Annotated in this window: 16 protein-coding genes; 11 read left to right on the top strand and 5 right to left on the bottom strand. The window is 70.6% G+C overall.

The genetic code is table 11. The features are described 5' to 3' along the window. Positions 1-27 precede the first annotated feature (27 nt). The 6 genes from fusA (at position 28) to ABZ495_RS06860 (ending at position 9,175) form a co-directional block, all read left to right on the top strand. On the top strand, positions 28-2,133 hold the full coding sequence (fusA, locus tag ABZ495_RS06885; protein WP_329488147.1) for an elongation factor G: 2,106 nt from the start codon (positions 28-30) through the stop codon (positions 2,131-2,133). A 236-nt stretch (positions 2,134-2,369) separates the two neighbouring features. After that, entirely contained in the window at positions 2,370-3,563 is a 1,194-nt protein-coding gene (gene tuf / locus ABZ495_RS06880) for an elongation factor Tu (RefSeq protein ID WP_329488145.1), read from the top strand. Between the two features lie 209 nt (positions 3,564-3,772). Then, the gene (locus tag ABZ495_RS06875; RefSeq protein ID WP_359803471.1) at positions 3,773-4,966 is read left to right on the top strand and encodes an acyltransferase; all 1,194 of its coding nucleotides are present in this window, start codon (positions 3,773-3,775) and stop codon (positions 4,964-4,966) included. Between the two features lie 204 nt (positions 4,967-5,170). Continuing rightward, a complete protein-coding gene (locus ABZ495_RS06870) occupies positions 5,171-6,178 on the top strand; it encodes a glycosyltransferase family 2 protein (RefSeq protein ID WP_329488142.1) in 1,008 nt (335 codons plus the stop codon). 94 nt (positions 6,179-6,272) lie between these two features. Next, positions 6,273-8,678, top strand: coding sequence for a hypothetical protein (locus ABZ495_RS06865; protein WP_359834803.1), 2,406 nt, complete (start codon positions 6,273-6,275; stop codon positions 8,676-8,678). Positions 8,679-8,707: 29 nt separating this feature from the next. After that, positions 8,708-9,175: a GtrA family protein gene (locus ABZ495_RS06860; protein WP_359803475.1), complete on the top strand. Its 468-nt coding sequence runs from the start codon at positions 8,708-8,710 to the stop codon at positions 9,173-9,175. On the opposite strand, the gene ABZ495_RS06855 is transcribed toward ABZ495_RS06860, so the two are convergent. The 5 genes from ABZ495_RS06855 to rfbA form a co-directional block, all read right to left on the bottom strand. Further along, on the bottom strand, positions 9,162-10,394 hold the full coding sequence (locus ABZ495_RS06855; protein ID WP_359834801.1) for an acyltransferase family protein: 1,233 nt from the start codon (positions 10,392-10,394) through the stop codon (positions 9,162-9,164). The two genes, ABZ495_RS06860 and ABZ495_RS06855, sit on opposite strands and share 14 nt — an antisense overlap. 112 nt (positions 10,395-10,506) lie before the next feature. Next, entirely contained in the window at positions 10,507-11,463 is a 957-nt protein-coding gene (locus ABZ495_RS06850) for an NAD(P)-dependent oxidoreductase (protein ID WP_329488137.1), read from the bottom strand. A 67-nt stretch (positions 11,464-11,530) separates the two neighbouring features. Then, a complete protein-coding gene (locus tag ABZ495_RS06845) occupies positions 11,531-12,433 on the bottom strand; it encodes a glycosyltransferase (protein ID WP_359834799.1) in 903 nt (300 codons plus the stop codon). Positions 12,434-12,589: 156 nt separating this feature from the next. After that, positions 12,590-13,189, bottom strand: a complete 600-nt coding sequence (rfbC, locus tag ABZ495_RS06840) for a dTDP-4-dehydrorhamnose 3,5-epimerase (RefSeq protein WP_329488135.1) — start codon at positions 13,187-13,189, stop codon at positions 12,590-12,592. Beyond that, entirely contained in the window at positions 13,186-14,061 is an 876-nt protein-coding gene (gene rfbA / locus ABZ495_RS06835; RefSeq protein WP_329488133.1) for a glucose-1-phosphate thymidylyltransferase RfbA, read from the bottom strand. Before rfbA ends, rfbC begins: the two co-directional genes overlap by 4 nt. Positions 14,062-14,142: 81 nt before the next feature. On the opposite strand from rfbA, the gene rfbB reads away from it, so the two are divergent. From rfbB to ABZ495_RS06810, 5 genes are all read left to right on the top strand, one after another. Continuing rightward, entirely contained in the window at positions 14,143-15,117 is a 975-nt protein-coding gene (gene rfbB / locus ABZ495_RS06830) for a dTDP-glucose 4,6-dehydratase (protein ID WP_329488132.1), read from the top strand. Then, the gene (locus ABZ495_RS06825; RefSeq protein ID WP_329488131.1) at positions 15,114-16,430 is read left to right on the top strand and encodes a hypothetical protein; all 1,317 of its coding nucleotides are present in this window, start codon (positions 15,114-15,116) and stop codon (positions 16,428-16,430) included. The genes rfbB and ABZ495_RS06825 overlap by 4 nt, the downstream gene beginning before the upstream one ends. Positions 16,431-16,537: 107 nt before the next feature. Further along, on the top strand, positions 16,538-16,939 hold the full coding sequence (locus ABZ495_RS06820; RefSeq protein WP_329488130.1) for a DUF2304 domain-containing protein: 402 nt from the start codon (positions 16,538-16,540) through the stop codon (positions 16,937-16,939). Continuing rightward, entirely contained in the window at positions 16,936-17,715 is a 780-nt protein-coding gene (locus ABZ495_RS06815; protein WP_359834797.1) for a glycosyltransferase family 2 protein, read from the top strand. Before ABZ495_RS06820 ends, ABZ495_RS06815 begins: the two co-directional genes overlap by 4 nt. A gap of 280 nt (positions 17,716-17,995) precedes the next feature. Continuing rightward, on the top strand, positions 17,996-18,408 hold a 413-nt coding region (locus ABZ495_RS06810), incomplete at its 3' end, for a hypothetical protein (protein ID WP_359834794.1).

The following is an 18,408-nucleotide window of genomic DNA, read 5'->3' as shown; positions in this document are numbered from 1 at the left end:
CACTAGACAGAGAGAGAACGAGCCACCATGGCTGCAACCTCCCTTGACCTCGCCAGGGTCCGCAACATCGGGATCATGGCGCACATCGACGCGGGCAAGACCACCACCACCGAGCGGATCCTGTTCTACACCGGTGTCTCGTACAAGATCGGTGAGGTCCACGATGGCGCTGCCACCATGGACTGGATGGAGCAGGAGCAGGAGCGCGGCATCACGATCACGTCGGCCGCGACGACCTGTCACTGGACGCTCGACGGCGTCGACAACACCATCAACATCATCGACACCCCGGGTCACGTCGACTTCACCGTCGAGGTGGAGCGTTCGCTGCGCGTCCTCGACGGTGCCGTCACGGTGTTCGACGGTGTCGCCGGCGTGGAGCCCCAGTCCGAGACCGTGTGGCGGCAGGCTGACCGCTACGGCGTCCCGCGCATCTGCTTCATCAACAAGCTGGACCGCACGGGCGCGAACTTCTTCTTCTGCGTCGACACCATCGTGGAGCGCCTCGGCGCCACCCCGCTGGTGATGCAGCTCCCGATCGGTGCCGAGGCGGACTTCCAGGGCGTTGTCGACCTGGTCCGCATGAAGGCGCTGGTCTGGACGGCCGAGGCCGCCAAGGGCGAGATGTACGACATCGTCGACATCCCGGCCGACCTGGTGGACCAGGCCGAGGAGTACCGCGAGCAGCTGCTGGACACCGTGTCGACCGTCAGCGACGAGGTGATGGAGCTCGCCATGGAGGGCGAGGCCGTCCCCGAGGAGCTCCTGATCGCCGCGATCCGCAAGGGCACGCTGAACTCGGACTTCACGCCGATCTTCTGCGGCACCGCCTTCAAGAACAAGGGCGTTCAGCCCCTGCTCGACGCGGTCGTCAACTACCTGCCGTCGCCGCTGGACATCGAGTCCATCGAGGGCACCAAGCCCGGCGACGACACGGTCAAGATCTCCCGCAAGGCGTCGGACGACGAGCCGCTCGCGGCTCTGGCGTTCAAGATCATGTCCGACCCGCACCTGGGCAAGCTCACCTTCGTCCGGATCTACTCCGGGCGCCTTGAGGCCGGCACCGCCGTCCTCAACGCGGTGAAGGGCCGCAAGGAGCGCATCGGCAAGATCTACCGCATGCACGCGAACAAGCGTGAGGAGATCGAGTCGGTGGGCGCCGGCGACATCGTCGCCGTCATGGGTCTCAAGCAGACCACCACCGGTGAGACCCTGTCCGACGAGAAGCACCCGGTCATCCTGGAGTCCATGGACTTCCCGGCCCCGGTCATCCGCGTCGCGATCGAGCCGAAGTCCAAGGGCGACCAGGAGCGGCTCGGTACCGCCATCCAGCGCCTGGCCGAGGAGGACCCGTCCTTCCAGGTCAACACGGACGAGGAGACCGGCCAGACCATCATCGCGGGTATGGGCGAGCTGCACCTCGAGGTGCTGGTCGACCGTATGAAGCGTGAGTTCAAGGTCGAGGCCAACGTCGGCAAGCCGCAGGTCGCGTACCGCGAGACGATCCGCAAGGCCGTCGAGCGCATCGACTTCACGCACAAGAAGCAGACCGGTGGCTCCGGCCAGTTCGCGAAGATCCAGATCGCGATCGAGCCGATCGAGTCCGGCGAGGGCTACGAGTTCGTCAACAAGGTCACCGGTGGCCGCGTGCCGAAGGAGTACATCCCTTCGGTCGACGCCGGTTGCCAGGAGGCCATGGAGTTCGGCGTGCTCGCCGGCTACCCGCTCCAGGGTGTCCGCGTGACGCTGCTCGACGGTGCCTCGCACGACGTCGACTCCTCCGAGCTCGCGTTCAAGATCGCCGGCTCGATGGCATTCAAGGAGGGCGCCCGCAAGGCCTCTCCGACTCTGCTGGAGCCGATGATGGCCGTCGAGGTCACCACGCCCGAGGACTACATGGGCGATGTGATCGGCGACATCAACTCTCGCCGTGGCCAGATCCGGTCCATGGACGAGCGTTACGGTGCCCGCGTCGTTTCGGCGCTGGTGCCCCTCTCCGAGATGTTCGGCTACGTCGGTGACCTGCGCAGCAAGACCTCTGGTCGCGCAAGCTACTCGATGCAGTTCGACTCGTACGCCGAGGTTCCGCGGAACGTGGCGGACGACATCATCGCCAAGGCCAAGGGCGAGTAAGGACCGGCGCGAGCCGAGTCCTTGCCCGAGCTCGCAGGACATCCCGACATTCGGGACGATTGCGAACCCTTAGGCTATTAGGAGGCGAACCCGGGGGAACCCACTCGGATTCCCCCGGGGGCCTCCGCCCCCACCCGCGGGACGGCATGGGGCGCACTCCAGCGCCACATACCCAACCCGATCAAAGACCAACTGACGTCAGCACGGCGTACAGAACTGTCCTCAGGAGGACTGCAGTGGCGAAGGCGAAGTTCGAGCGGACGAAGCCCCACGTCAACATCGGCACCATCGGTCACATCGACCACGGTAAGACGACCCTTACCGCGGCCATCACCAAGGTGCTGCACGACGCGTACCCGGAGATCAACCCCTTCACGCCGTTCGACCAGATCGACAAGGCGCCGGAGGAGCGGCAGCGCGGTATCACCATCTCGATCGCGCACGTCGAGTACCAGACCGAGGCGCGTCACTACGCCCACGTCGACTGCCCGGGTCACGCGGACTACATCAAGAACATGATCACCGGTGCGGCCCAGATGGACGGTGCGATCCTCGTCGTCGCCGCCACCGACGGCCCGATGCCGCAGACCAAGGAGCACGTCCTCCTGGCCCGCCAGGTCGGCGTCCCCTACATCGTCGTCGCCCTGAACAAGGCCGACATGGTGGACGACGAGGAGATCCTGGAGCTCGTCGAGCTCGAGGTCCGTGAGCTCCTCTCCGAGTACGAGTTCCCGGGCGACGACCTGCCGGTCGTCCGCGTCTCCGCGCTGAAGGCGCTGGAGGGCGACAAGGAGTGGGGCGAGAAGCTCCTCGGCCTGATGCACGCGGTCGACGAGGCCATCCCGACCCCGGCCCGCGCCGTGGACCAGCCGTTCCTGATGCCGATCGAGGACGTCTTCACGATCACCGGTCGTGGCACCGTCGTCACCGGTCGTATCGAGCGTGGCATCCTCAAGGTCAACGAGACTGTCGACATCATCGGCATCAAGGAGACCAAGACCACCACCACGGTCACCGGTATCGAGATGTTCCGCAAGCTGCTCGACGAGGGCCAGGCCGGTGAGAACGTCGGTCTGCTCCTCCGTGGCATCAAGCGCGAGGATGTCGAGCGCGGCCAGGTCATCATCAAGCCCGGTTCGGTCACCCCGCACACCGAGTTCGAGGCCCAGTCCTACATCCTGTCGAAGGACGAGGGTGGCCGTCACACCCCCTTCTTCAACAACTACCGCCCGCAGTTCTACTTCCGTACCACGGACGTGACCGGCGTCGTGACCCTCCCCGAGGGCACCGAGATGGTCATGCCGGGCGACAACACCGCCATGACGGTCGTGCTGATCCAGCCGATCGCCATGGAGGAGGGCCTGAAGTTCGCCATCCGTGAGGGTGGCCGCACCGTCGGCGCCGGCCAGGTCACCAAGATCCTCAAGTAATCGAGGCTCTGGACCTGCCTGTGTCACACAGGTGAAGTCCGAAGGGCCCCGCACACCTCGGTGTGCGGGGCCCTTCGGCGTGTCGCGCGGAGCGCGCGGGGGTCCTGTGCGTAGGGCGATCGCGCTGCGGATAGACTGAGCCACCCGCAGCCGTCGCCAGGGCGAGGCTGACCGAGGCTCTCCGCCCCACTCGCTGAAAGCGCTCCGGAATGACCTCTGCCCCCCTTCTCACGAAGCCCTCGCTTCTCCGGCGCCGTTCGGCCGCGCGCGCGGGCCAGTCGCCCGACGGTCGCGCCAAGCGCCCCCGGCTGTACGCGCTCGACGGGATGCGTCTCTTCGCGGCCCTGAGCGTGCTCTCCTTCCACTGGACCGCCTACGTCGGCATCTCCGGGGTGTGGCAGGGCGTCACTCCGAAGGACGTACTGCCGACGGTGAACCGGATGGCGGCCTACGGCTGGCTCGGGGTGGAGCTGTTCTTCGTCATCAGCGGCTTCGTGATCTGCATGAGCTGCTGGGGGAAGCGGCCGGGGGAGTTCTTCGTCTCCCGGGTGGTCCGGCTGTACCCCGGCTACTGGGCGGGCATAGCGCTCACCAGCCTGGTGGTGCTGAACCTCAAGCAGTTCGCCCGTTCGGGGGCCGGTGACGGGCTCAACGCCGGCACCATCCTCGGCAACCTGACCATGCTTCAGACTCCGCTCGGGATGCGGCACGTCGACGGCGTCTACTGGACGCTCTGGGTGGAGATGCGGTTCTACCTGCTCTTCGCGATCGTCGTGGCGACCGGCCTCACCTACCGCAAGGTGGTGGCGTTCTGCGGGATCTGGACGATCCTCGCGGTGCTCGCCCCGCAGGCGGACCTCCCGCTGCTGACCACCCTCGCCATGCCGAACGAGTCGCCGTTCTTCATCGCCGGCGTCGGCATGTTCCTGATGTACCGCTTCGGTCAGAACCTGCTGCTCTGGGGGATCGTCGGATTCTCCTGGATCCTCGCGCTGACCCGCCTGACCTCCATCCAGGAGGTGTACGTCAACGTTCTCGGCCACCCCCTTTCGTGGAACGTCATGGCCGGTGCGGTGACGGCCGCGTTCGCCCTGGTGCTGGGTGCCGCGCTGGGCGTGTTCGACTGGGTGCAGTGGAAGTGGCTGACGGTCGCCGGTGCGCTGACCTACCCGCTCTACCTGATCCACCAGGAGATCGGCTGGACGCTGATCCACTGGCTGCTCACCAAGGACTTCGGTGTCCGGGCGGCCCTGGGGACGACCCTGCTCGCGGTGATGGTGGCGGCCTGGCTGATCCACCGGTTGGTCGAGCGGCCGGTCTCGAAGATGATGAAGAACGCGTTGGACCGTTCGATGGCGACCCTCCGCCGGGCCTCGGACGAACCCGCTCCGGTGAAGCACTGACAACGCAGGGGGACGCGTGAATTCGGCGTCCCAAGAATCATTCATGCAATCGCAAAATCCTGCTGCTAGCCTGGCCGCCATCACGGGGTGGACCCAGGCCGCGCACCCCTCCTTCGCAACCATCAGCTCGGTCGTCCGGGCCACCCGGCCGCACTCCGGGATCGATCGATCGTTCTCAAAGACATAAGGGACAGGCGACAACTGATGTACAACGCAGCAGTATCGGCAGAGCAGGCCGTCCCGCCGGCGCCGCTGTTGTCGGTCGTGATGCCGATCTACAACGAGCAGGAGGCCCTGCCGTTGACGGTCCAGCGCCTGCGCCCGATCCTGGACGAGCTGGGGATCGACTACGAGGTCGTCGGTATCGACGACGGCAGCACCGACGCCACCCCGGCGATCATGCAGAAGATCCACCAGGACTGGCCGGAGTTCCGGATCGTCCGCTTCGCGCGCAACTCCGGTCACCAGGCGGCGCTGACCGCGGGCATCCACCGGGCCTACGGCGACTACGTGGTGTCCATCGACGCCGACCTGCAGGACCCGCCGGAGAAGATCCCCGAGATGCTCGCGCTCGCCCGCGAGAAGAACCTCGACATCGTCTACGGCGTGCGCGGCGACCGCGGCACCGACACCTTCTTCAAGCGGCGTACGGCCGGCGCCTACTACTGGCTGATGCGCAAGCTGGTCGGCAAGAACATGCCGAACCAGGCCGGTGACTTCCGCCTGCTCAGCCGCGCCGCGGTGGACGCGCTCAAGGCGATGCCCGAGCACCAGCCGGTCTACCGCCTGCTGGTCCCGTGGCTGGGCTTCCCCAGCGGCGAGGTCGTCTACGTCCGCGAGGAGCGGGTCGCGGGCAGCACGCACTACCCGCTGTCCAAGATGGTCCGTCTCGCCATCGACAGCATCACCAACTTCTCCGCCAGCCCGCTGCGGCTCGCCACCTGGCTCGGCCTGCTGAGCTTCGTGCTCTGCTTCTGCCTGGGGATCTACACCACGGTCGAGTACGCGCTCGGCAAGACTGTGCCGGGCTGGTCCTCGCTGTTCGTCGGCATGCTCTTCCTCGGCGCCGTCCAGCTGGTCTGCATCGGTCTGCTGGGCGAGTACGTCGGCCGGATCTACTCGGCGGCGCAGGCCCGCCCGGCCTACTTCGTCGGGTACGACTCGGCCGAGGACCGCGCGAAGGCGGCGAAGGTCTCCGAGTACGCGGTGTGACCCCCCGGTCCGTCCCGCGGCGCCGGCCGCCGCGGGACGGACCGGCCGCCGACCGCCAGGAAGCCGACGCACAGCCCGCAGGAGAAGAAGAGCGATGGGCACTACCGACAGCACCGCGCCCGCCCTGGGCACGCCGACCCCGCCCGCCGGGCGGACCGGCAGTTCCGCGCCGGACGCCGGCGGTGCCCCGCTGCGCCCGCGCGACCGGGTGGTGGCGTTCCTGCCCGCGCTCGCGGCCTACCTCTTCCTGGTCGTCCTGCTGCTGGCCGCCGACACCTCGGTCAGTGACATCGCGCGGTACACCTTCTACGTGCTGTGGGGCGTCATGCTCCCGGGCACGCTGGTCTTCCGCCTGCTGCGGCGCCGTCCGCACACGCTGGTCGAGGACCTGGCCTTCGGCGCCGTGGTCGGCCTGGTGCTGGAGCTGGCCGCCTGGGCCGTTCTGGTCGGGCTCGGCCTGCAGTCGGTGGCCACGGCCTGGCCGCTGGCGGTGCTGATCCCGTTCGCCGCCGTGCCGGGGCTGCGGCGGCACTGGCGGCCGCGCGGCTACCGCCGCCCCTCGCCGGGCTGGTCCTGGTCGGTCGCCGGCACCGTCGCGTTCACCAGTGCCTACATGTACGGGGCGGTGCTCAGCCGGAACCCGGTCGTGCCGGACAGCGAGACCACCCGGCAGTACATCGACCTGCCCTACCTGCTGTCGCTGGCCGGGAACGCCAAGCACAACTTCCCGCTGACCTTCCCGCAGGCCGCCGGGGAGCCGCTGCACTACCACTGGTTCACCTTCGTCCACATGGCGATGACCGACCTGGTCGGGCACATCGACCTGACCGTGGTCCAGATGCGCCTGATGGTCCCGGCGCTCGCCGCCCTGGCCATGGTGATCACCGCCGTGGTGGCGCACCGGCTGACCGGGCGGCCGTGGGCCGGGCCGGTCGCCGCCCTGCTGATCTTCGCGGTCGGCGAGTTCAACGCGATCTACCCCAACAACGTCGGCCACTGGACCTTCGGGGCTCCGGCGGTACCGCTGATGTCCTGGGCGAGCCTCTCGCTGACGTACAGCCAGCCGCTGCTGATGGCCCTGATCGGGGTGGTCGGTGACGCCCTGCGCGGGCGCGGCGGCGAGGCGCGGGCCGAGGAGGACGGGCCCGTCCGGATCCCGGCGCTCGGCCGGGGCGCGTTCGTCCTCACCGCGCTGTTCGCGGTGGCCTCCAGCGCGGCGAAGGCGAGCTCCCTGCCGGTGACGCTGGCCGCGCTGGCCTTCGCCGGTCTGATGGTGCTGATCGGCACGCGGCGCATCCCGTGGACCATCGTCGGCCTCGGCGCGGTCATCGCCGGCGCCCAGGTGTTCGCCACCGCGGTGCTGTTCCGCTTCGAGAGCTACGGCCTCGAAGTGGTGCCCTTCGGCAACATCGAGAAGTACTGGGCCGATCCGCAGCAGACCCGGACGGCGGTGACCCAGAGCGTGGTCGTCGCCGCCACGCTGATCGCGTTCCTGCTCAACCACCAGCTGCGGATGGTCGGCATGATCCCGCTCCTGTGGCGCCGCCGGCTCCGCCTGGAGCAGACCCAGTGGTTCCTGCTCGGCGGGGCCATCGCCGGCCCGGCCGTCTACCTGGTGGTCAACGGCTTCAACGCCAGCTACTTCACCCTCGCCGGCCTCTCCTTCGGCGTGCTGCTCTCGGCCTGGGGCTACTGCGAGGTCTTCGAGCGGGCCGCGCTGCCCACCCGGGTCAAGTTCGCGCTCGGCGCCGGCACGGTGGCCTTCGTCCTCCTGCTCACCCTCGGCATCTACCACTACGCGGACGACTGGGCGGCCTTCGCGCTCAAGGCGGTCGGCGACGCCGACGGCACCGAGTCCTACACGGCGCTGGTGCCGGCGCTGGCCGCGGCGGCGGCGCTGGCCGGGGCCGCGACGGTCTGCGGCCTGCTCTGGTGGGCGGCCGGCCGGGCGCTGCCGGCGCTGCGCGGCCGCGGCGCCGTGGTGCTGCTCACCGCGGCGCTGGCGGCCGGCGCCCCCTCGCTGCTACTCGACGTCCAGCAGTCCCGCCAGGTCCCGTGGGACGGCGCGTGGCCGCTCCCGGCCAGTCAGGTGGAGGCCGCGCGCTGGGTCCGCGCGCACAGCGACCCGACCGACGTCCTGGTGACCAACGGCCACTGCCGGTCGGAGAGCGACTACACCGTCCCCGGGGAGAACTGCTGGAACTCCCTGTCCTTCTACCTGAGCGCCTACTCCGAACGCTCGGTGCTGGTGGAGGGCTGGGCCTACTCGCCGCGGCTGATGTCGGCGAAGTCCGCGTCCTTCTGGGACCAGGAGCTGCTCAAGCTCAACGAGGACTCCGTCTACCGGCCGACGGCCGCTATCCTCGACCGGCTGAGCGAGCGGCACCACGTCCGCTACGTGGTGGTGAACCGCAAGGTGGCGCCGGAGTCGCCGGACCTGAAGACCTTCGCCAAGCCGGTCTTCGACAACGGCCGGATGGCCGTGTACGAGATTTCCTGAACCGCCGAACCGATCGCATGGGTGCTCACATGGTTTCCACCGACCAGCCGACCGAAGCGGCCGAGGTGCCGCCGGCCGGCCAGGGCCCGCGGCCCTCCGACACCGGGACGGCCAAGCGCCAGGTCCCGTCCTTCCTGGTGATCGGGGTCCTGAGCACCCTCTTCTACCTGCTCCTCTACGTGGTGGCCCGGCGCTTCGTCGACCCCCAGGCGGCCAACCTCATCGCGCTCGCGGTGAGTGCGGTCGCCAACACCGCGGCCAACCGCCGGTTCACCTTCGGGATCACCGGCAAAGAGGGCGCGCTGCGTCACCAGCTCCAGGGCGCGGTGGCCTTCCTGATCGGCCTCGGTCTGAGCTCCGGGGCGCTGGCGCTGCTCGACCTGGCCGCGCCGAACGCCTCGAAGGCGGTCGAGGTGGCCGGGCTGATCGCCGCGAACGGTCTGGCGACGGTGGTCCGGTTCCTGCTGATGAAGGTCTGGGTCTTCAGGGAGAAGTGACCCCGGGCGGCTTCGGTGGCGGCTGGGACGGCGTCCGGGGCTGCCGCGGCGGTGCCGGGGGCCGGGGCCCGCGCCCGGCGGCCCGCCGCTGTTGCCCCGGGGTCCAGGACCGCAACCGCAGCGCGGGCGCCTCGACGAGGTGCCAGGAGAGCGCCGCCAGCAGACCGGTCACGGCCAGCGCGCCGGCCAGGAAGCCGAGCGGACCGAAGCGGGCCGCGCCGGTCAGCGCCAGCGCCTGCTCGACCGGGAAGCCGAAGACGTACACGCCGTACGAGTAGTCGCCGCGCACGCCGATCGCCCGCCAGCGGCGGGGGAGCGCCGACGCGGCCCAGAACAGCAGATAGACCAGCGCGGGGACGCCGAGCACCGCGAAGCCGCCCCAGCGGGCCGAGCCGGTCAGGACGAGCGCGGCGGTCAGCGCCAGGGCGTCGTGGAGCGGGATCCGCTCGGCGTAGAGCCGCAGCACGCCGCCGAGCAGGAAGGCCAGGCCGAGGGTGGCGGCGAGGTGGAAGGTGACCAGGCCCAGCAGCGGGAGCGCCACCCCGGGCCCGCCCGCCGGGGGCACCTCGGCCGGGAGGTCCACGGCGCCGCTCGCGACCAGGAGCCAGAGCGCGAGCGCCGCCGAGGCGACGAACGCCCGCCGGCGCAGTAGCCCCAGGGCGGCCAGCAGCCCCGCCGCCAGGTAGCAGAGCAGCTCGTACTTGAGCGACCAGAGGGCGCCGTTGAGGCTCCGGTCGAAGTTGGTCCCGCTGCGGACGCCCTCGGCGATCACGCCCGAGACGTCCCAGCCGGTGGTGGGCGCGGCACTGCCGAGGCTGGTCAGATAGCTCAGCGGACCGTCCGGGCGGGTCCAGAAGCCGCCCAGGGTGCCGTGCTGCCACCAGTACAGGGCGGGCATCAGGACGGCGGCCGAGAACAGCAGCGAGCCGCCGAGGCCGGGCCCGATGCGCAGGGCCCGGTGCCAGAGGTAGCGGCCGGGCGGGAGCCGCCGGGCGCTCTCGGTGATCACGAATCCGGAGAGTGCGAAGAACCCGAGGACGGCGGCCTTGCCGAGGTCGGTCTGCCGGCCGCTCCAGAGCCAGAGCGGATCGGGGCGTCCCCAGCCGAGCGGGAAGACGTGCGAGACGACGACGGTGGCGGCCAGTAGGAGGCGGAGCGCGCCGAGCCCGTTCGCCCGGTCGTCGAGGATCCGCTCGAGGGTGCCGCGCGGGCGGAGCACTGCTGGTCGGCTGATGGCTCCCCCCGGCGGATCGGCCGGGCGGCGCCCGCGGTCGTCGCGGACGCCGCCCCGTGGTGGCGTGCGGTGCTCGTCGGACGAGGGGGCCGGGGCCCTACGCCTGCGGAGCGGCGATCTGGGCCTCCCAGAGGTCGCGGACGGCCTCGCGCAGGGTGCGCCGGGGCTCCCAGCCGAGCCGCTCGCGGGCGACGGTGATGTCGAGCTGCTGCCACTCCGTCTCCGGGCCGGTGCCGTCCGGCGCGGGGACCTCGGTGATCTCGGTGGGCACCCCGCTCTCCTCGATCAGCAGCTCGACCAGCAGCCGGGCGGAGGACGCGGCGCCGGTGCCGATGTTGACCACCGGCGGCACGTCCGGGCGGACGGCGGCGAGCAGCACGGCGTCCAGGGTGTCGCCGAGGTCGACGAAGTCGCGCTGGGCGGTGAGCGGCTGCAGCGAGAGCTGAGCGGTCTCGCCGGCCCGGCGGGCGGCGTCCAGCTTGGCGGCCATCACACCGAGCAGGCTGTGACCGGGCTGGCCGGCGCCGACCACGTTGCCGAGCCGCAGCGACACCGCGTCCAGCCGGCCGGCCTCGACGGCGCGGACGACGGCCTCGGTGGCGGTGAGCTTGAGCTTGCCGTACTCCATCACCGGCGCGGCGGGGTCGCTCTCGCGCTGGCTGGTGCCGACCGGCGCCATGCCGTACTCGTGCACGGTGCCGAGGTGGACCAGGCGGGCGGGGGAGGCCATCGCGCAGACGGCCTCGATCAGCCGGTCCACCAGGACCACGTTGGCCTGGTACATCTGCTCGTCGTTCAGGCCCCACATGCCGCCGGCCGCGTTGACGACGGTGTCGATCCGCTCGCGGTCGAGCAGCGCGGTGAGGTCGGCGGCGGCGTCGGAGGAGATGTCGAAGGCGACGAACCGGCCGGGCGCCGGCACGGCCGGGGCCTTGCGGGCGAGGCTGACGACCTCGGCGCCCTGCTCCAGCAGGCGGGCGCCGACCACGCGGCCGATGAAGCCGGTGCCGCCGAGGACGGCGACCCGGGAGGGGGCCGGGTGCGGTGCGGTCATGTGCGGTGACTCCCTGGGGCGGTGATGGGCCCGGGACGGTGACGGGCCCGGGACGGTGGCGGCTGGGTCAGCGGGGGCGGGCGGCGGTGCTGGTGGCGTTGCGCAGCAGGGCCTTCGCCCCGTCCCACTGGCCGGCGCGCATCGCGCCCGGGACCAGGGTGAGGGCGTGGATCCGGGCCGAGAGGTGCATCCGGGAGGCCTTGGCGGCCCGCGGCCAGCCGTGCGCGTCCAGGCGGTCGGCGGCGTCCAGGAAGTACCGGCGGGCCTCGGTGAACCGGGTGCCGCTGTAGGCGGACGTCGAGGAGATGCTGACGGTGTGCCGGCGGTACTGGAACGCCCGGACGTCGTCGACGACCATGTGCTCGCCGGCCTGGAGCAGGTCGATGACGAGCGCGAGGTCCTGGATGATCTCCAGGTTGTCGCGGAAACCGGTGGTCCGCACGGCCTCGGTGCGCCAGCAGATCGACGGGAAGTACAACCAGTTGCCCTTGAGCAGGCTGACCGCGAGCTCCTCGCCGCCCCGCAGGGTGCGGCCCTGCTGCTTGGGCGCGTAGATCCGGCGCTTGGCCTCGTCGGCCAGCGAGCTGGTCGGCTTCCCGTCGCCGTCGATCACCTGGACGCCCGGCTGGATCATCGCGACGCCGGGGTACTGGGCCAGGATCGAGCGGATGGTGGCGACGTAGTTGGGCAGCATGATGTCGTCGGTGCCCATGAACATCATGTACTCGTACTCGGCCATGCCCAGGCACTTGCGGTAGTTGCCGGTGACGCCGAGGTTCTGCTCGTTCCGGAAGTACCGCACCCGCGGGTCGCCGAGCTCGGCGAACCACTCCGGGACGCCGGGCTCCCGGCCGTCGTCGACGACGGTCAGCCGCCAGTCGGGATCGCTCTGCGCCAGCACGCTGCGGACCGCGGCCTGCATCAGTGCGACGTCGCCGTAGTACGGAAGCAGGATTTCCAGAGTGGTCATGGTGGAGGGCACATCCGCTGGTCTGAGTCGGGGCCGGGTGCGAGGCGAGGACCCCGCGGCGGGCCCATCATACTGAGCCGGTCGGCGGCTCCCGCCGGGGCGGACGACGATGCCCGGGCCCGCGCCGGAGGGCGGCGGGCCCGGGCATCGGGCGGTTCAGCGGGTGCGCAGGCTCTCGGTGAAGGCGAGGCACTTCTCGTAGTCCGGCAGCAGGCCGGTGGCGAGCGCCTCGGCCAGCGAGGGCGCGGCGTCGTCCCGGGCGGACAGCTGCGGGGCGTCGGTGGGCCACTCGATCCCGAGGTCCGGGTCCAGCGGGTGCACCGCGTGCTCACCGGTCGGGTTGTAGGTCTCGGAGCAGACGTAGGACAGCGTGGCGTCGTCGGTCAGCGCGCAGAAACCGTGGCCGAGGCCCTCGGGGATGTAGACCGACCTGCGCTCGGCGTCGTCCAGCCGGACGAACTCCCAGCGGCCGAAGGCGGGGGAGCCCACCCGCAGGTCCACGATCACGTCGAGCACGGCGCCGCGCACGCAGCTGACGTACTTGGCCTGGCCGGGCGGGACGTCGGCGAAGTGGATGCCGCGCACGACGTCCTTGGCGGACACCGACAGGTTGCCCTGGGCGAACTTCAGCGGGTGGCCGACCACCTCTTCGAGCCGGTCGAAGCGGTACCACTCCATGAACAGGCCGCGCGGGTCGCCGTGCTGCTGCGGGGTGACCTCGAAGGCGCCGGGGATCGAGAGCTCACGGAACTTCACCGGGCCGCCTCCTCTTCGAGCAGCGCGATCAGGTAGTCGCCGTAGCCGCTCTTGCACAGCGGCTCGGCCAGCTCGCGCAGCTGCGCGTCGTCGATCAGGCCGGCCCGCCAGGCCGCCTCCTCGATGCAGCCGATCTTGAAGCCCTGGCGCTCCTCGATGACCCGGACGAACTCGGAGGCCTGCACCATCGACACGAACGTGCCGGTGTCGAGCCAGGCGGTACCGCGGTCGAGGATGGTGACGTGCAGCTCACCGGTCTTGAGGTACTCCTCGTTGACCGCGGTGATCTCCAGCTCGCCGCGCGCGCTCGGGCGCAGGCCGGCCGCGATCTTGACCACGCGGTTGTCGTAGAAGTACAGGCCGGGCACCGCGTAGCGGGACTTGGGCTGGGTGGGCTTCTCCTCGATGGAGATGACCTGGCCGTTGTCGTCGAACTCCACCACGCCGTACGCGGTCGGGTCGGCGACCGGGTAGGCGAACACCATGCCGCCCTGCGGCGCGGTGCGCTGCGCGAGCCGGGTGCCGAGGCCGCTGCCGTGGAAGATGTTGTCGCCGAGGATCAGCGCGACGGGCTCGTCACCGATGAAGTCGGCGCCGAGCACGAAGGCCTGGGCGATGCCCTCCGGCTTCTCCTGGACGGCGTACTCCAGCTTGAGGCCGAACTGGGAGCCGTCGCCGAGCAGCCGCTGGAACTGCTCCTGGTCCTGCGGGGTGGTAATGATCAGGATCTCGCTGATGCCCGCCATGACCAGGGTCGACAGCGGGTAGTAGATCATCGGCTTGTCGAAGACGGGGAGGAGCTGCTTCGAGACTGCTCGGGTCAGCGGCCACAGTCGTGACCCGGTGCCGCCCGCCAAGAGGATTCCACGCATGCGCGCAGCTTATGTGAGGTTCGGAGCCCGCCGCTGACCCGGGGCGAGGGCCCCGGGGCACACCGGTAGACTGCCCGCACTATGCGCATCCTCGTCACCGGCGGCGCCGGCTTCATCGGTTCAGAGTTCGTCCGCCAGCTGCTCGGCGCCGACGCAACGGATCAGATCACCGTCTTCGACAAGCTCACCTACTCGGGCGTCGAGGCCAACCTGGCGCCCGTCGCCGGTCACAGCGGCTACTCCTTCGTGCGTGGCGACATCTGTGACGCGGAGGCCGTCGACCAGGTCATGCCCGGCCACGACGTGGTCGTCCACTTCGCGGCCGAGTCGCACGTGGACCGCTCCATCGAGGGCGCCGGCCCGTTCGTGGTCACCAACGTCCTGGGCACCCAGGTGCTGCTGGACTCGGCCAAGAAGCACGGCGTCGGCCGCTTCGTCCACGTCTCCACCGACGAGGTCTACGGCTCCATCTCCGAGGGCTCGTGGACCGAGGAGTGGCCGCTGGCGCCCAACTCCCCGTACTCGGCGTCGAAGGCCGGCTCGGACCTGCTGGCGCTCGCCTACCACCGCACCCACGGCATGGACGTGGTGGTCACCCGCTGCTCCAACAACTACGGGCACTACCAGTTCCCGGAGAAGGTCATCCCGCTGTTCACCACCAACCTGCTGGACGGCAGGAAGGTGCCGCTCTACGGCACCGGCGGCAACATCCGGGACTGGCTGCACGTCTCCGACCACTGCCGCGGCATCGAGCTGGCCATGCGCAAGGGCCGCTCCGGCGAGGTCTACAACATCGGCGGCGGCACCGAGATCACCAACAAGGAGCTCACCGAGCTGCTGCTCCAGGCCGCCGGCGCGGACTGGTCGATGGTCGAGCCGGTCGCCGACCGCAAGGGCCACGACCTGCGCTACTCGCTGGACATCACCAAGATCAGCGAGGAGCTCGGCTACGCCCCGCAGGTCCGCTTCGAGGACGGCCTCGCCGCCACCATCGCCTGGTACCGCGAGAACCGCGCCTGGTGGGAGCCGCTGAAGGCCAAGGCCACCCTGCGATGACGAACCCGGTGGCCAAGCTGCTGGGGGCGCTGCCCCCCGGTGTGCGGCTCGTCGCGGGGGGAACCGTGGTCCTCGGTGTCTCCTCGTACATCTTCCTGGCCCTGGCCGGGCACAGCTTGGACACCACCCAGGTCGCCGGCGTCTCGATGCTCTGGACCGTGGTCATGTCCGTCGGGTACGGGCTGTTCTCGCCGGTCGAGCTGGAGCTGACCCGCCTGGTGGCCGCCCGTGACGTGGCGGGACAGGGCCCCGGACCGGCGATCCGGCGGGTCCTGCTGGTCACCGCCGGGGTCCTGGTGGCGGTGCTGGCCGTGATCGCGGCCGCCGCCCGGCCGATCGCGGACCGCTTCTTCTCCGGCGACCTCGGCCTGGTGGCCGGCCTGGGCGGCGCCCTGGTCGGCCTGGCCGTGAGCTCGGTGGCCCGCGGGGCACTGGCCGGCCTGGGCAACTTCGGCGCGTACGGCATGCAGCTCGCCGTCGACGGCGGGCTGCGGATCGGGCTCGCCGCGCTGATCCCGGTGTTCGGCGCGCACTCCGCGTTCGCGTTCGCGCTGATCCTGGTCGCCGCACCGCTCGCCGCCTCGGCGATCGGGATGCGTTCGGTCCTCGCGGACCGGCGCGGCGGTCCGGCCCCGGTCTGGCGCGACGTCGTCACCGGGCTCGGCCTGCTGACCGGTTCGACGCTGCTGGCCCAGCTGATGGTCAACGCGGCCGTGGTCAGCGTCGGCGTGCTCTCGCCGTCCTCCAAGGCGCTGATCGCCGCCCTGCTGAACGCCGTGGTGCTGGCCCGGGTGCCGCTCTTCGCCTACGCGGCGATCCAGGCCTCCCTGGTCTCCTCGCTCTCCGGCGCCGCCGCGGCCGGCAACCACGGGGAGTTCCGCAAGGTCCTGCTGCGCACCGGCGGCATCGTGGTGCTGATGAGCGCCGCGGCGGGCCTGCCGACGGTGATCCTCGGCCCCTGGGCGATCCGGCTGTTCTTCAAGGCGCAGGACGTGCTGGGTTCGGTGGACTTCCTCTGGCTGGCCCTCGGCACGCTCTGCTACATGCTGGCGACCGTCTTCGGCCAGGCCCTGCTCGCGCTCGGGCGCCACCAGCGCCAGCTGCTCTCCTGGCTGGCCGGTTCCGTGGTGCTGGTGGCCGTCACCCTGGTACCCGGGGCGATCGCCACCAGGGTCGAACTCGCCTACCTGGCTGGTGCGGCGGTCAGCGCTGCTGCCATGCTGTGGGCGCTGGCCCGCTCGCTGTCCGCCCCGGCCCGGCCCGTGGCGGAACACCGGGCACCACTGGCGGCGCACCAGTCGTCGGAGGTATGACGCCCGTTCGCCGGGCCCACAGCCGGCGGCGGCGGGACGTTCACGCCGCGCCTTTAATATGTGATTACCCTTGGCCACGCCACTGCCGCTGAAAGGCGCCTCCAGTCGTGCATCTCACCGTCATCACTTCGATCACCGGCGTGCTGGTGCTCGTCTACATCCTGGAGTTGCTGCGCCGACAGCAGCTCCGGGAGAAGTACGCGGCTATCTGGCTCGCGATCGGCGTCGTCGTGGCGCCGCTCGGGTTCTTCCCGACGATCCTCGACTCGACCGCCCGCCGGCTCGGCATCGCCTCCGGCGTGAGCCTCGTGCTCTTCGCGGGCTTCGTCCTGGTCCTGATGGTCTCGCTGCACCTGAGCTGGGAGGCCTCCCGGCTGGAGGCGGAGACCCGGACCCTGGCCGAGGACGTCGCCATGATGCGGGCCCACCTGGCCGAGCACCACGGGTACCCGATCGCACGCAGCAGCAACGACGCCGGCAAGGCGACGGACTCCGGGGTGACGGCATGATCGACGGCAAGCGGGTTCTGATCATCCTCCCCGCCTGGAACGAGGCGGAGGGTCTGCCCAAGATCCTCCACGAGATCCAGCAGAAGCTCCCCGGCGTGGACACCCTGGTGGTCGACGACGGCTCCGTGGACAACACCGCCGCCGTGGCCGCCGCGGCCGGCTCCCGGGTCGCGCAGCTGCCGTACAACCTCGGTGTCGGCGGCGCCATGCGGTTCGGCTACCGCTACGCGCACCTGCACGGCTACGACGTCGCCATCCAGTGCGACGCCGACGGCCAGCACGACCCCGCGTACGTGCCGGCGCTGCTGGAGAAGCTCCAGGAGGCCGACCTGGTCATCGGCGCCCGGTTCGCCGGCCAGGGCAGCTACAAGGTGCGCGGCCCGCGCAGCTGGGCGATGAAGCTGCTCTCGGTGGTGCTGTCGAGGGTCACCCGGACCCGCCTCACCGACACCACCTCGGGCTTCAAGGCCTGCAACAAGCCGATGATCGAGTTCTTCTCGCAGTGGTACCCGGTCGAGTACCTGGGCGACACCATCGAGAGCATGGTCGGCGCCGCCCGCTGCGGCTTCGTCATCCGGCAGGTCCCGGTGGCGATGCGCGAGCGGACCACCGGTACGCCCAGCGCCTCCCCGATCAAGGCGACGATCTACCTGGCCCGCGCCGGCCTGGTGCTCCTGCTCGCGATGATCCGCCGGATGCCCAAGCACCTGAAGACCATCGAGCCCGCCACCCGCACGGCGGCGGCGAGCCGGCGCGAGCTGGTCGGCAAGGCCTAGCGGTACCGCGATCGACACGACTCCGGCGGTCGGCCCCACGGGCCGGCCGCCGGCGGTCGTCGGGGCACCTCCGCCGCGTGCCGCTAGGCTGAGCGCTGCGCGGAGTGTGCTATGGGTGCCGGGTCCACCGTAGCGGTGAGGTCCCGGCACGTGCCGCGGGCCGGGGCGCCCGGGCACGGGCCCTCCGCGAGTTGTTAGCGTGACCTCCACCATCGAACGGGCCGGGCGGCCTGCCGGATCCACCTCAGAGCCGGGCTACCAGGGGAAGAGTCGGAGTTCAGTGCAGACTTCAGCAGAGACCGTCGACGAGCAGCTGGACGGTGTCCAGGGGACGAGACGGGTCGGCGCCTCGCGCTCGGCGGGTCTGGCGGCCCGGGCGGTGCGGCGGTTCGAGGAGGCCCGCGGGCGGCGCTGGTTCTGGCCGGCCGCGCTGGTGGCCGGGTACGCCGCGGAGGTGCTCTTCCGGCTCGTCCTCGTCCGGCACATGAGCTACCCCTCCGTCCACGCGGACGAGGACGGGTACCTGGTACTGGCCCGCGTGCTGGCCGGTCGGCCGACCACCGAGATGCCGGTCGGCGTGGTGATCCCGGGCGGCTACCCGCTGCTGATCTCCCCGGCGTTCCGGATCGCCGACGACCCGGTCATGGCCTACCACCTGATCATGGGGATCAACGCGCTGCTGAACGCGCTGGT

The organism is Kitasatospora sp. NPDC005748 (assembly GCF_040630735.1).
Lineage (GTDB): Bacteria > Actinomycetota > Actinomycetes > Streptomycetales > Streptomycetaceae > Kitasatospora.
The sequence above is the reverse complement of the archived record's forward strand: the minus strand, read 5'-3'. Positions and strand labels throughout refer to the sequence as shown.

What these genes read in the sequence shown, in the direction of transcription:
- ABZ495_RS06845 (WP_359834799.1), bottom strand. Translation starts at nt 12,433, where the DNA reads ATGACCACTCTGGAAATCCTGCTTCCGTACTACGGCGACGTCGCACTG.
- rfbA (WP_329488133.1), bottom strand. Translation starts at nt 14,061, where the DNA reads ATGCGTGGAATCCTCTTGGCGGGCGGCACCGGGTCACGACTGTGGCCG.
- ABZ495_RS06825 (WP_329488131.1), top strand. Translation starts at nt 15,114, where the DNA reads ATGACGAACCCGGTGGCCAAGCTGCTGGGGGCGCTGCCCCCCGGTGTG.
- rfbB (WP_329488132.1), top strand. Translation starts at nt 14,143, where the DNA reads ATGCGCATCCTCGTCACCGGCGGCGCCGGCTTCATCGGTTCAGAGTTC.
- ABZ495_RS06815 (WP_359834797.1), top strand. Translation starts at nt 16,936, where the DNA reads ATGATCGACGGCAAGCGGGTTCTGATCATCCTCCCCGCCTGGAACGAG.
- ABZ495_RS06875 (WP_359803471.1), top strand. Translation starts at nt 3,773, where the DNA reads ATGACCTCTGCCCCCCTTCTCACGAAGCCCTCGCTTCTCCGGCGCCGT.
- ABZ495_RS06860 (WP_359803475.1), top strand. Translation starts at nt 8,708, where the DNA reads ATGGTTTCCACCGACCAGCCGACCGAAGCGGCCGAGGTGCCGCCGGCC.
- fusA (WP_329488147.1), top strand. Translation starts at nt 28, where the DNA reads ATGGCTGCAACCTCCCTTGACCTCGCCAGGGTCCGCAACATCGGGATC.
- ABZ495_RS06850 (WP_329488137.1), bottom strand. Translation starts at nt 11,463, where the DNA reads ATGACCGCACCGCACCCGGCCCCCTCCCGGGTCGCCGTCCTCGGCGGC.
- ABZ495_RS06865 (WP_359834803.1), top strand. Translation starts at nt 6,273, where the DNA reads ATGGGCACTACCGACAGCACCGCGCCCGCCCTGGGCACGCCGACCCCG.
- ABZ495_RS06870 (WP_329488142.1), top strand. Translation starts at nt 5,171, where the DNA reads ATGTACAACGCAGCAGTATCGGCAGAGCAGGCCGTCCCGCCGGCGCCG.